The sequence below is a fragment of the Kitasatospora sp. NPDC127035 genome (genome assembly GCF_042726075.1).
Lineage (GTDB): Bacteria > Actinomycetota > Actinomycetes > Streptomycetales > Streptomycetaceae > Kitasatospora.
In genome coordinates, this window is sequence record NZ_JBHXDN010000009.1 from 121,807 (window position 1) to 134,244 (window position 12,438).

Annotated in this window: 10 protein-coding genes; 6 read left to right on the forward strand and 4 right to left on the reverse strand. The window is 76.2% G+C overall.

Annotation, left to right across the window (positions count from 1 at the left end; all coding sequences use genetic code 11):
* Window positions 1-117 precede the first annotated feature (117 nt).
* From ACFWIC_RS08380 to ACFWIC_RS08400, 5 genes are all read left to right on the forward strand, one after another.
* Window positions 118-846: a glycerophosphodiester phosphodiesterase gene (locus ACFWIC_RS08380; RefSeq protein ID WP_380516959.1), complete on the forward strand. Its 729-nt coding sequence runs from the start codon at window positions 118-120 to the stop codon at window positions 844-846.
* Window positions 843-1,949 carry a winged helix DNA-binding domain-containing protein gene (locus ACFWIC_RS08385; protein ID WP_380516962.1) on the forward strand — a complete coding sequence of 369 codons (1,107 nt, stop codon included), beginning with the start codon at window positions 843-845 and terminating at the stop codon, window positions 1,947-1,949. Before ACFWIC_RS08380 ends, ACFWIC_RS08385 begins: the two co-directional genes overlap by 4 nt.
* 162 nt (window positions 1,950-2,111) lie before the next feature.
* A complete protein-coding gene (locus tag ACFWIC_RS08390; RefSeq protein ID WP_380516965.1) occupies window positions 2,112-2,546 on the forward strand; it encodes a hypothetical protein in 435 nt (144 codons plus the stop codon).
* Window positions 2,547-2,676: 130 nt separating this feature from the next.
* On the forward strand, window positions 2,677-3,921 hold the full coding sequence (locus tag ACFWIC_RS08395) for an AI-2E family transporter (RefSeq protein ID WP_380516968.1): 1,245 nt from the start codon (window positions 2,677-2,679) through the stop codon (window positions 3,919-3,921).
* 180 nt (window positions 3,922-4,101) lie between these two features.
* Window positions 4,102-4,980, forward strand: coding sequence for a virginiamycin B lyase (locus ACFWIC_RS08400; RefSeq protein WP_380516970.1), 879 nt, complete (start codon window positions 4,102-4,104; stop codon window positions 4,978-4,980).
* Window positions 4,981-5,017: 37 nt separating this feature from the next.
* Here the strand turns inward: ACFWIC_RS08400 and ACFWIC_RS08405 are convergent, their stop codons facing one another.
* Complete coding sequence (locus ACFWIC_RS08405) at window positions 5,018-5,920, reverse strand: AraC family transcriptional regulator (RefSeq protein ID WP_380517066.1); 903 nt, start codon at window positions 5,918-5,920, stop codon at window positions 5,018-5,020.
* Between the two features lie 84 nt (window positions 5,921-6,004).
* Here ACFWIC_RS08405 and ACFWIC_RS08410 point away from each other — a divergent pair, with 84 nt between their 5' ends.
* Entirely contained in the window at window positions 6,005-7,225 is a 1,221-nt protein-coding gene (locus tag ACFWIC_RS08410) for an MFS transporter (RefSeq protein WP_329882495.1), read from the forward strand.
* Between the two features lie 63 nt (window positions 7,226-7,288).
* Here ACFWIC_RS08410 and ACFWIC_RS08415 read toward each other — a convergent pair whose 3' ends face one another.
* From ACFWIC_RS08415 to ACFWIC_RS08425, 3 genes are all read right to left on the reverse strand, one after another.
* On the reverse strand, window positions 7,289-10,252 hold the full coding sequence (locus tag ACFWIC_RS08415) for an AAA family ATPase (RefSeq protein WP_380516972.1): 2,964 nt from the start codon (window positions 10,250-10,252) through the stop codon (window positions 7,289-7,291).
* Between the two features lie 477 nt (window positions 10,253-10,729).
* The gene (locus tag ACFWIC_RS08420; protein WP_329948197.1) at window positions 10,730-10,921 is read right to left on the reverse strand and encodes a hypothetical protein; all 192 of its coding nucleotides are present in this window, start codon (window positions 10,919-10,921) and stop codon (window positions 10,730-10,732) included.
* A gap of 175 nt (window positions 10,922-11,096) precedes the next feature.
* On the reverse strand, window positions 11,097-12,438 hold a 1,342-nt coding region (locus ACFWIC_RS08425), incomplete at its 5' end, for a lanthionine synthetase LanC family protein (protein WP_380516975.1).

Sequence of the window (12,438 nt, forward strand, 5' to 3'; positions counted from 1 at the left end):
CCGCGCACCTCCCACCGGCCGACGACCGACCCGACGACCGACCCGACCACCGACCCGATGATCGACCCGATGAGCGAATTGATGCGCGCACCGATGAGTGAACCGATGAACGGACCGATGACCGACTCAGCCCGCCCGCAGGGCTCCGCCCCCCGCCCGGTGCTCGCCGTCGCCCACCGGGGCGACCCGTACCGGTACCGCGAGAACACCCTCCCGTCGATCGAGTCGGCGCTCGCCGCCGGGGCCGACGCCGTCGAGGTCGACGTCCGGCTCACCAGGGACCGCGTCCCGGTCCTGCTGCACGACGCGACGCTGGAACGGCTCTGGGGTGACCCGCGCGCACTCGACCGGGTCACCGCCGAGCAGCTCGACGAGCTGGGTGACGGGCAGTACGCCGTCCCCACCCTCGCCGAGGCGCTCAAGGCCGCGGAGGCGTCACCGACGGCCAGGCTGCTCATCGACCTCGACGACCCGACGCCCGCCGCGGCGGCCTGGGAGGCCGTCACCGGGCTCGGCGCCGAGCGGCGGGTCGCGTTCTGCGGCCCGGCCACCGCGATGCTCGCCGTCCGCGCGCTCGCCCCCGGGGCGGAGATCGCGCTCACCTGGAAGCAGCCCCGGCTGCCCGTCCGCGCCCTGCTGGACGACCTGCGCCCGCACTACCTCAACCCGCCGTTCGGCCTGGCCACCCCGGAGTTCACCGCAGCCGCGCACCAGGCCGGGCTCGCCGTCTCCACCTGGACCGCCGACCTGCGCCGCACCATGCGCAGGCTGCGCGCCGCAGGTGTCGACTCGATCACCAGCAACCGGATCGCCGTCCTGCGCTCCGTCCTGGACGGCCGCCGGTGAACGACGGCGAGGTCCTCGGGTCGAGAGCGCTCGGCCGCGCGCTGCTGGCCCGGCAGCACCTGCTGACCCGTACCGCCGCCACCCCGGCCGCGATGATCGGGCACCTCGGCGGCCTCCAGGCCCAGGCCGTCCCGCAGCCGCCCTACCTCGGGCTGCTCGCCCGGCTGGACGGCTTCACCCCGGACGCGCTCGACGAGCTGATCGAGGGGCGGCAGGCCGTCCGGATCGCCCTCCAGCGCGGCACCATCCACCTGGTCACGGCGGAGGACTGCCTCACACTGCGCCCATTGCTCCAGCCGGTGCTGGACCAGGGGCTGCGCGCCACCTTCGGCAAGCGCCTGGACGGTCTCGACCTCGACGCGCTGGCCGCCGAGGCCCGCGCCCTGGTGGAGGAGGAACCCCGGACGTTCCAGCGGCTCGGCGTCGAGCTGGCGGCCACCCGCGCCGACCGCGACCCGGCCGCGCTGGCGCAGGCGGCGCGCTGCCTGCTGCCGCTGGTGCAGGTCCCGCCGCGCGGCCTCTGGGGCCGTGGCGGCCCCGCCGCGCACACCACCGCCGAGGACTGGCTCAGCCGTCCGCTCGATCCTGCGCCCTCGCTCGACGACCTCGCCCTGCGCTACCTGGCGGCCTTCGGTCCGGCCACCGTCGCCGACCTGCAGAAGTGGTGCGGCCTCAGCCGGCTCGCCCCGGTGCTGAAGCGCCTCGCCCCCGGTCTGGTCACCTTCCGCGACGTCCACGGCCGGCTGCTCCACGACCTGCCCGACGCGCCCCGGCCCGACCCGGACACCCCGGCGCCGGTCCGGCTGGTCGCGCCGTTCGACAACCTGCTCCTCTCGCACGCCGACCGCACCCGCGTGCTGCCCGAGGAGTACCGGGGCCGGGTGATGACGCAGAACGGCATCGTGCTCGGCACCCTGCTGGTGGACGGACTCGTCGCCGGGAGCTGGCGGCTGGCCGAGGACCGGCCCGGTGAGCGGGTGGTGACGGTCCGCCCGTTCGTGCCGCAGGCCCGGGCCGACCGGCGTGCGGCCGAGGCGGAGGCCGAGCGGGTGCTGGCGTTCGCGGGCGGGGGCGGGGCGGTCCGCTTCGAGGAGCCGGAGTAGGGGGCGGGCGTTCGACGGTCGGTCCGGTGTTCGGGGAGGCCGACTCGTTCGAGTGGCCTGCGGCGGGTGGTCCGTGCACGGAGCGGCCGGCCTGGCTTGAATCGACCCACCCGTCGGACGGCGGCGCCGCACGCGGCGCCGCCCCGTGAAGTGGAGTCGACAATGGCAGCACCTGTACCGGACGGCGTCTACGCCATCGGCAAGCCGGAGGAGCAACTGCTCACCCTCCAGGAAGCGAAGGAGTTCGTGGTCGTCCTCCCGTCGACCGGTGGGCCCGGCGAGCAGGAGTGGGAGGTGGCCGCGCAGAGCAACGGGAACGTCGTCGTCAAGAACCTCCGGCACGGCAGCTTCCTCGGCCTGGAGGGCCGGCCGGAGGTGAACCAGCAGGTCGTCGGTGCCGCCGAGCCCTTCGAGTGGGTGCTCTACCAGGCCGCCGAGCCGTACTCCTTCCACGTCGTCCTCCCCGGCGGCCCGGTCGACGGTGAGGAACTGGCGCTCGACCTGAGCGTGCTGCGGATCTTCCCGCCGCGCACCGCGCTGCGGCCGTTGGACGTCGAGGACCAGGCGCAGACCTGGTCGTTCAGGTTCCACGAGTGACGGAGGGGCGTCCGGGCCGGTACCGCCACGGCCGGCCCGGGCGCGCCCGAGAGGGAACAAAACGCGCAATTGATCGGATCATCTGCTGAGATGGGGCAGACCTGGACCGATCGACCGGACGGAGACGCGGATGCCGGGGGAGCCGGGGAAACCAGGGGCGCAGCCGGGGGAGCGGGGGGAGCGGGAGGAAGGCCCGTCCGGCGACGGCTCGCAGGCGGAACGGCGCGAGGCCGAACGGCGCGGACCGGTCGACGTCCTCGAAGCGAGGCCCACGGACCACCGCCGTCCCTACCTGATGCTGCCGCCCCCGATCCGGGCCGCGGCCGCGTGGTCGGTGGCGGTCATCCTGCTCATCACCGTCGCCTCGCTGGTGGTCTACGCCCTCGTCGAACTGCGCGCCGCCACCGTCCCGGTCATCCTGGCGCTGCTCGGCACCTCGCTGCTGTACCCCGTGATGCCCTGGATGGTCCGACGCGGCGTCAGCCGCTCGGTCGCCTCCGGGCTCACGTGCGCGGTGCTGGTGGCCGCCGTGGGCGGGGTGATCGCCCTCCTGGTCAACTCCCTGGTGCACAGCGCACCGCAGATCGCCGCCTCCCTCCAGGAGGCCGGCGACCGGATCGCCGCATGGCTCGGCCCGTTCGGCGAGAAGATCCGGCACGCCCTCGACAACGCCCAGGGCGAGACCAGCTCGCTGCTCTCGACCGTCACCGACGGCGTGCTGTCCGGGCTCGGCCTGGCCACCCAGATCGTCACCGGAGCCGTGCTGGCACTCGCGCTGGTCTTCTTCTTCCTCCGCGACGGCCACCGCACCGGCGACGCCATCCGCTCCTACCTGCCCGGCCGCACCGCCGACACGGTCGTCGCCTGTGCCGAGCGGGCCTTCGAGGCGATGGCCGGGTTCATGCGCGGCACGACCCTGATCGCCCTGATCGACGCCTTCTTCATCACCGTCGGCCTGCTCGTGCTGAGCGTCCCCGGTGCGCCCGGCCTCGGTGCGCTGGTCTTCATGGGCGCCTACATCCCCTTCGTCGGGGCCTTCCTCTCCGGTGCGGTCGCCGTCCTGGTGGCGCTCGCCGAAGGCGGCTTCGGGACGGCGCTCTGGGCGCTCGGCATCGTGCTCGCCGTCCAGGTCATCGAGGGCAACGTCCTCCAGCCGCTGATCCAGAGCCGCACCGTGGAACTCCACCCGGCCACCATCATGGTCGCGGTGGTGGCCGGCGCCGGGATCGCCGGCATCCTCGGCGCCCTGCTCGCGGTGCCGATCTGTGCCGCCGTCCTGGGCGTCGTCTCCGTCCTGCGGGGCGATCCGAACCGCCGGGCGCGCGGCGGGCGGCGGAACGGCACGGCCCCCGCCGAGGTGGCCGTACCGGAGTAGGCGGCCGGGCGCCGTCCTCCCGGCCGCCCCGGTTGCCCGGGCGGCTGCCCTGCCCGTCCGTCCTGCCCGTCCGTCCTGCCCGATCGCCCGGAACCCGGTTGCCGTGCGTGTGCCGAGTAGTGGAGAGTGCCGGGTGCGGGGGAGCCGCCGAGGTGTCACGAGAGAGGGGCGGGGCTGCTGATGACGGTCGAACGCATCAAGGTGTCGGACGGTGAGGCCGGTCCGTACGGCGTGACGGTCGGTCCGGACGGAGCGATCTGGTACACGCTGGTGCACGCCGGGGAGATCGGACGGCTGGCGGCCGACGGCACGGTGACCGGGTACGGGCTGGGCGCGCCGGAGTGCGGACCGTCGGTGATCACGGCCGGCCCGGACGGCGCGCTCTGGTTCACGCGGATGCGCGACCACCGGATCGGACGGATCGGCACCGACGGGACCGAGCGCTCCTTCGCGCTGCCGGGCGAGGGCGCCGGTCCGTACGGGATCACGGCCGGCCCGGACGGCGCGCTCTGGTTCACCGAGCTGAGCGCCGACCGGATCGGCCGGATCACCGTGGACGGCGAGGTGACGGAGTACCCGCTGCCCGTCACCGGAGGCTTCCCGTCGATGATCGCCGCCGGGCCGGACGGGGCGCTCTGGTTCACCCTCAACCAGGCCGACGCGGTCGGCCGGATCACGGTCGAGGGCGAGGTGACGATCCATCCGCTGCCCACCACCGGCACCGCGCCGGTCGGCATCGCAAGCGGTGCGGACGGCGCGCTCTGGTTCGTCGGGATCGGCGCCGGGCTGGTCGGCCGGATCGAGGTCGACGGCAAGGTCACGGAGTACCCGCTGTCCGACCGGGCCGCCCGACCGCACGCCATCACGGCCGACCCGGACGGCCGGCTCTGGTTCACCGAGTGGGGCGCCGGCCGGATCGGTTCGCTCGGTCCCGGGGGCGACTACCGGAGCCACGAGCTGCCGGTGTCCGGCGCGGAGCCGCACGGCATCGTCGTCGGCCCGGACGGCGCGGTGTACGCGGCGCTGGAGATCGGCGAGATCGCCCGCCTCGCCCGGTAGCGGAGCCACCGGGCCGGCAGCGGCTACGGCGGGGCGGTCAGCGCGGTGAGTCCGTCCGGCGGTGGTGGGCGGCGGGGGTGTGGCCGAAGACCCGGCGGAAGGCGTCGATGAAGGCGCCGGCCGACGCCCAGCCGCAACGGTGCGCCACCGCCGTGACCGGCAGGTCGTCGGCCAGCAGCTTCAGCGCGTGGTGCAGTCGCAGCTGCGTGCGCCACTGGGGGAAGGTCATGCCCAGTTCGTCGTGGCAGAGCCGGCTGAGGGTGCGGGACCCGGCCCCGGCGGCCCGGCCGAGCTCGGCGAGGGTGCGCCGGTCGGCCGGGTCCCGGTCGAGGAGGGCCCCGACCGCGGCGAGCCGCGGGTCGCGCGGCACGGGCAGGTGCAGCGGCTGCTCGGGGGCGTGCCGCAGTTGGTCCAGCAGGACGGCCAGCACGCGCCGCCCCTCCTCGGTCCGTTCGGTGCCGGGGCTGCTGTACGCGATCAGGAGCTCGCGCAGCAGCGGGCCCACCGCCAGCACGGCCGGGCGGGTCAGCCCGAGCGGGTTCCGGTCCAGCGGCAGGCCGACCGTGTGCAGCACCGTCCGTCCGTACGCGCGGTGCCGGTGGAGCGTCCCGGCCGGGATCCAGAGGGCCCGCGTCGCCGGTGCCACCCAGGTGCCCGCGTCCGTGGTCACCGCGAGCACGCCGCGGCCCGCGTACACGATCTGGTGCACCTCGTGCCGGTGCGCGGCCACCTCCGAGCCGGCCGACAGCGGTCGCGTGGTGGTCGGGTGGTCCGTCGGGCCGTGCTGCGCACGGTCGGGACCGGGCGGTCGGTCGGGTGAGGGGGCGGTTGACGGACAGGGCGTCTGGTCGGGCGTCTGGTCGGGCGGCGGGGGTTGGCGAGAATCCGGCATCGATCGGCACTTTATCGGAAGTACGCCACCGGTCCGGTCCCCGATGATCGGCTCGTGACCTCCCAGACCTCGTCCCGAACCGCCCGAACCGCCCGAACCGGCGGGGCCGGCCGGCCCCGCGGTGCCGCCCCGATCGCCGCGCTGGCCGCCGGCCATGCGGCCGTCGACTTCTACCAGGGCGTCGTCCCCGCCCTGATCCCCTTCCTCGTCGCCGGCCGTGGGCTGGGCTACCTCGCCGCTTCGGGGATCATGCTGGCCGCGACGCTGCTCTCGTCCGTCGTGCAGCCGCTGTTCGGCGTGCTGACGGACCGTTGGGCGATGCCCTGGCTGATTCCGGCCGCGACGGTGACGGCAGGTGCCGGAGTCGGCGTGGCCGGGCTGTTCGGGACCTACCCGCTGGTCTGCGCGGCGGTCGCGGTCTCCGGGATCGGGGTGGCCGCCTACCACCCCGAGTCCGCTCGGCTGGCGCGGGCCGCGAGCGGTACGGGCCACACCCGGATGGGCTGGTACTCGCTCGGCGGCAACATCGGCTTCGCTCTCGCCCCGCTGCTGACCGGCCCGGTGCTGGAGGCCGGCGGGCTCGGTGCGACGCCCTGGCTGGTGCTGCCCGCGCTGGCCGCCGCCGTGCTGACCGGCCCGGTGGTCCGCAACCTGGCCACCCGGACGGCCGTCGCGCAGTCCGCCGCCCCGCGCGGTGGCGGGCACGACGACTGGCCCGCGTTCCTGCGGCTCTCGGCGGTGGTCGGCTGCCGCTCGGTGGTCTTCGTCGGGCTGAGCGCCTTCGTCGCCCTCTACGCCCGGCAGCGGCTCGGCGGCGGGACGGGCGGCAGTTCCGGCGCCGGGACGGTGGCGCTGTTCGCCCTGTTCGCGGGCGGCGCGGTCGGCACCGTCCTGGGCGGGTGGCTCGCCTCGCGCTGGGGCCGGGTGCGGACCGTCCGGTGCGCGTACGCGGCCGCCGTCCCGGCCGTGGCCGGACTGCTGCTGGTGCCCGGGCCGGCGCTGTACGGCTTCGCGGCGGTCGTCTCGCTGGCCCTGTACGTGCCCTTCTCGATCCAGGTGACGCTCGGCCAGGACTACCTCCCGAGCCGGATCGGGACCGCCAGTGGCGTCACCCTCGGCCTCGCCGTCAGCGTCGGCGGGGTCGCCGGCCCGGTGATCGGGCTGCTCGCCGATCACGTGGGTCTGCGGGTCGCGCTCGCGCCGCTGGCGGCCCTGTGCGCGGCGGCGTGGTGGATCGCGCGCCGACTGGTGGAGCCCGCCGGGGCGGCGGCGGTGGCGGCGGCCGGCACGGAGCCGCCGGCCGAAGCGGCGGGGCTGCCCGGGACGGCCGGCGGTCCGGTCCGGGAGTCCTGACGGCGGAGCCCGCCGGGTGCGGCCCCGCGCGGACACCGGTACAGGCTCCGCCGGGCGCCCGGGTCAGCCCTCGCCGCAGAGTTCGGAGGCCAGGTCGCAGAGCCCGGCGCGGTCGGTGCGGCCGGTCTTGGCCAGCAGGTTGGCCATGTGCTTCTCCACCGTGCGGGGGGAGATGGACAGCTTCCGGGCCAGCTCCTGGTTGCCCGGGCGGGCGGCGAGCAGGACGAAGACCTCGTACTCGCGGACCGTCACCCCGCAGGTGCGCAGCCGGGCCGGCACGGCGTCGCGGCCTCCCCGGTGCTGGGCGACACTGGCGCCGGCCCGCCGCAGCAGCGTCCGGCAGGCGGCGGCGACCGGTTGCACCTCCGCCTGGTGGAAGTACTCCTCGGCGGTGCGCAGCCAGGTCACCGGATCGCCCCATCCGTCGGCCAGCGCGGCCTCCGCGGTCAGCCGCAGGGCGAGGTGGTGGGCCAGCGGGAACGGTGCGGCGGTCAGCCGGGCCTCCGTGACCGCACGGGTGGCCTCGGCCGGCCGGCCCTCACGGCCCAGCAGGACCGCCTCGGCGAAGCCCAGGAACTGACGGTTCCAGGCGAGTTCGGCGGCCGGCGAGGCCACGGCCCGGTCGAGCTCGGCCCGCCCCCAGCGGCCGTCGGCCACCTCCAGCAGCGGATGCAGGCCGTGCCGGCCGGCCAGGTAGAAGACGCTGGGGTGCTCCTGCTCCCAGACCAGGCCGGCCGCCAGCTCGGCGGTGGCCCCGGCCCGGTCCTCGGCGAGCAGCGCACCGACGGCCCGGCAGAGCCCGTACCGCAGCGGCATCAGGAACGACTCCTCGCCGCCGGCCTGCCGGAACCGGGCCAGTTCGCGTTCCGTCTCCCGGCCGCGGCCGCGGTGCGCGGCCAGGGTGGCGGAACAGAGCAGCAGGTAGCGGTGGGCGGCGAGGTTGCGCAGCCGGGCGGTGGCGTCCAGACAGCGGTCGACGATCTCCCGGGCGGTGTCCCACTCGCCGCGCAGCACCGCGTTCATCGCGAGCAGTCCGTCCAGCGTCTGGGTGAGCATGATCGCGCCGAGCCCGGCGGCGGCCTCGCGGGCCCGCTCCAGCCGGGTGCCGTCGCCCGTGCGCATGAAGGCGTTGGCCCCCAGCCGGAGCAGCGCCTCGACCCGCCAGACCGGCAGGGCGTGGGCCTCGGCGACGGCCAGCATGCGTTCCAGGCAGGCGTCGGCGGCGTCGAAGCCGCGTTCGCGGGCGAGCAGGGCGAGCAGTTGCCAGGCCTGGCAGGCGACCACTGGCAGCCCGGCCCGTTCGGCCACCTCGGCGGCCTGGCGGGCGCGTCGTTCGGCCTCGGCGAGGCGGGTGGCGGTGTCGGTCCGGTCCTGCGGGTCGTGGACCGGCAGCAGGGCGAGGTGTCCCTCGACGACCGCGAGTGCGGCGTCCTGCTCGGGTCGTGGGCGGTCGGCCGAGAGCGTGCGTACGGCGGCGACCTGGGCCACCGCGTCCGGGCCGCGCTCGGCCATGACCGCCGCCCAGGCGAGGCGGGTGTGGAGGTCGATCCGGCGCTCGACGGCGGGGGTCCGGGCCGGTCCCCGGTCGGCGTGGACCGGGGGCAGCGTCCGGGCCAGCTCGAACGCCCGGTCCAGCTGGCCCGCCTCGGCGAGTGCGGGCAGCAGCCGTTCGGTGACGGTGGTCCGTTCGGCGTCCCCGGCGAGCTCGCGGGCGCGTTCCAGCAGGATCACCGCCGAGCTGGCCGCGCCCGCCTCGAGCATCCGCCGTCCGGCCTCCGCGAAGTGCACCGCCGCGCCTGCCCGGTCGCCACCCGCGAGCAGCAGGGAGGCGACCAACTGGCGTCTTTCGTCGGCGAGTTCAGGATCCGTTCGGACGATCGCCCGGGCTGCCCGGCGGGCCAGCGCGGCCCGTTCGGCGGGGGCCAGGGCGGCGGTCACCGCGTCGGCGGTCAGGGCGTGCCGGAACGCGTAGCGGTCGGGGGCGGCGCCGTCCGGCACGATCATGTTGGCCTCGGACGCCGAGCGCAGGTGGCTGAAGAGGGTCCGGTCGTCGTACCCGGTGATCAGCTGGACGGTGGTCACCGAGAACCGGCTGCCCAGGGTGGCGGCGGTCAGCAGTAACTCTCTGACCTGGGGGTCGAGTTGGTCGATCCGGCGACTCCAGCTGCGGACGATGGTGCTGGGCACGCCGGTCCGTGGTCCGCCCGGCAGGGTCCAGCGGCCGTCCTCGCCGCGGTGCAGCGCGCGGGAGTCCAGCATGTCGGCGAGCAACTCCTCGACCAGGTAGGGGCAGCCGTCGCCACGAGCAGCCAACTGGTCGATGACGGCCGCCGGTACGTCGGCGACCTCGCTCTCCAGGATCGCCGCGGCCAGCGCGGCGACCTCGGTGGGTGGCAGCGGGCGCAGTTCGGCGACGGTGGCGGCGCGCCGGCGCTCGGCGGTCCGGACCAGGTCCAGGGCGGGGCCCGGTTCGGCGCGCAGCGTGCCGAGCAGCAGCACCGGCAGGCCGTCCAGGTTGTCGACGAGGTACTCCAGCACGGCGACGGTCTCCGCGTCGGTGTCGTGCAGGTCCTCCAGCAGCAGCACGCAGCCCTGGTCGCGGCCGAGTACGGCGAGCAGCCGCAGCAGCGCCTCGGCCAGCTCGACCACCGTCTCCGGGTAGGCGCCCGTGCCGGCCGCCGACGCCCCGTCGCGCCACTCCGGCACCAGCCGGGCGAGCGCCGGGCGGTAGGGGGCGAGTTCGGGGTCGGCCGGCGGGCCGGCGGCCCGGAACCGGGAGGAGAGCGCCTCGATCAGCGGGCGGAAGGGCGTCACCGTGCCGGTCGAACTGCCTCGTCCGCGCAGGACCGGAAGGCCCAGCCCGTACGCCTGGTAGGCGCATTCGCCGGCCAGCCTGGACTTGCCGATACCGGCCTCGCCGAGCAGGAAGACCGCCCCGCCGGCCCGCTGCCGGGCGGCGGACAGCACATCGCCGAGCAGCCCGATCTCGGCTGCCCGGCCGACGGTGATCGACGACGTGGTGCGCATGGCCGCAGGCTACTTGACGTGGCATCTGTTCTGAAGGGTGGCGAATCGGCCACGAAGCAGACACGGTACGAACACGGGAGGATTACGGCTCGACCACATGGATGGGGCGGTGGTCCGGCGGGGTGACGGGTGTGACGGATGTGATCACTGGGTCGGGTGGGGTGTCCGGGAGTGGGGAGGCCGGGGTGCGGAGCGGTGTTCCGGAACGGTGCGGCCGGTTCCGGCGGGGCGGAGGGGGCGGGTGGCACGGCGGTCCCGCCGGGTGGTGCAGGTGGGGCGCACAGGAGCACGGGGTGCGGGCGGACGGCGTCGGGTGCGGGCCGGTCGGCTTGCAATTCCGGGGCGCGGGGCGCGCCGGGAGGGGCGCACGGGCGCACGGCGCGGTGCGGCGGCGCGCAGTGGCGCGGTCCACCGCCGGGGGGCTGCCCGTACCCCGGCGGTGGACCGTCCGGCCGTGTCAGGGCCGGGGAGGGACTGCTAGAACGGGGTGGTCATGGTCGGGAACTCGAAGATCGGCGGGACGACGCCGCCGGTGCCGGCGAGCAGCTGCGAACGCAGGCCCAGGCCGCCGCCGGTGCGCAGCCGGATCTCGCCGGCCGGGTGGTCGGCCGCGTCACCGGGGCGGGCGACGGGCTGGTTCCGGTTCGGCTGCTGGTCGTTGGTGTGCATCGGGTGGTGCTCCTTCGCGGTCGGTGCGGACAGTGCGGGGGTGGCGCCGGTTCGACAGGGGCGGAAGGGGTCGGCGGACAGGGCGGGTGGTGCGGTCCGTCCGGCCGCACACGGAGTGCGGCGAACGGGCGTGTGCGGGGCGGGCGGAGGCCCGCGCGGATCGGGTCAGGTCGGGTCAGGTCGGGTCGGGTCGGGTTCCGGGAACGGTCGGAGGGCGTGGTCGGCGGAGCGCGGGAGGCCCGCCGGAGCGGAGCAGCAGGGCGGGCGGCACGAGGTCGGGGAAGCCGAGGCGGAGCAGGCCGTGGCCGATCCCGGCCAGGCCGGTGAGCAGGCCGGGATGCGGGACGTGGTCGGGGGTGCCGCAGCGGGCCCCGTCGTGGTCGATTCCGGCCAGTAGCGCCCCGGCCCGGCGGACCCACGGCGTCCGGCCGGACGCGGGGCCGTGCCGGCCGAGCAGTTCCAGGACGCCGAGTTCGCCGTGGCAGAGGCTGTGGTCGGCGATCGGTATGGCGCGGGCGGTGTTCCGGACGGCGCGCTGGGCCCACTCGGCGAGCCGGCGGTCGGCGAGCGCGAGCGGGCTGTCGACCACGGCGAGCGCGACACCGGCCCGGCCCCGGCACCAGGAACCCTCCCGGGAGCGGGCGGAGGTGGCGGCGTGCAGGGCGGCCAGCCCGGCCCGGTGGTGCGGCCCGTCGACCGCCTCGCCGATGGCCTCCGCGTACCGGAGCAGGGCCCATCCCGTGCCGGCCGTGCCGTGCGCGAATCCGGTGGCGGGCGGCACGGGTCCGTCCACGAGCCGCTCGGCGCCGAGGGCGGCGGCGCGCAGTGCGGCGGTGGCCTGTGCGGCGGTGGCCTGTGCGGCGAGGGCGTCGGTGCCGGGCGTACCGGCGGTGCGGGCGCCGGCGGCGTGCGGCGGCCGTCCCGTGGCGTGACCGGGGTGGCCCGCGCGGCCGGTGTGTCCGGGGGAGGCGAGCGCGGAACGCACGGTCGAGGCGTGCACCGCGAGCAGGGCGGCGACGCCGCCGGCGGTGCCGCTGTGCACGCCCGGGTCGCTCTCGCGTTCGATCGCGGACGCGACGAGTGCCACCGCCGGGCCGGTCCACTGCCTGATCAGGGGGTCGTCGAGGATACGGGCGATCTCGGTGAGCGCGTAGGCGATGCCGCCGAGGCCGGCGAAGCCGCCGGAGCCGACGGCGGCCGGGAGGTCGGGGTGGGCGGCGAGGGATTCGAGCAGGCCGGGCACGGGTGTGAGGGCCTGACGGGCGACCTCGGCGTAACGGTCGGAGCCGGTGAGCGCGGCGAGTTGGGCCAGGAAGAGCGCGGCACCGGTGTAGCCGCCGGCCAGGTCGGCGCCGAGCGGCCGGACCCGCCAGTACCGGTCGGCGAGCAGCTCCAGGCCGAGCCAGTTGGTGCGGGACCGGGCCCGGTAGGCGTCGGCGGCCCCCTGGTGGGCCCAGCCCCCGGCGGCGGGGGGGCGGGGGTGGGGGGCCGGCGCCGGGGGCCACACCGTGTCGGGG

Excerpts from the sequence above, each read along its gene's own strand:
- ACFWIC_RS08380 (WP_380516959.1), top strand. The coding sequence starts at position 118 with ATGACCGACTCAGCCCGCCCGCAGGGCTCCGCCCCCCGCCCGGTGCTC.
- ACFWIC_RS08390 (WP_380516965.1), top strand. The coding sequence starts at position 2,112 with ATGGCAGCACCTGTACCGGACGGCGTCTACGCCATCGGCAAGCCGGAG.
- ACFWIC_RS08395 (WP_380516968.1), top strand. The coding sequence starts at position 2,677 with ATGCCGGGGGAGCCGGGGAAACCAGGGGCGCAGCCGGGGGAGCGGGGG.
- ACFWIC_RS08400 (WP_380516970.1), top strand. The coding sequence starts at position 4,102 with ATGACGGTCGAACGCATCAAGGTGTCGGACGGTGAGGCCGGTCCGTAC.
- ACFWIC_RS08415 (WP_380516972.1), bottom strand. The coding sequence starts at position 10,252 with ATGCGCACCACGTCGTCGATCACCGTCGGCCGGGCAGCCGAGATCGGG.
- ACFWIC_RS08420 (WP_329948197.1), bottom strand. The coding sequence starts at position 10,921 with ATGCACACCAACGACCAGCAGCCGAACCGGAACCAGCCCGTCGCCCGC.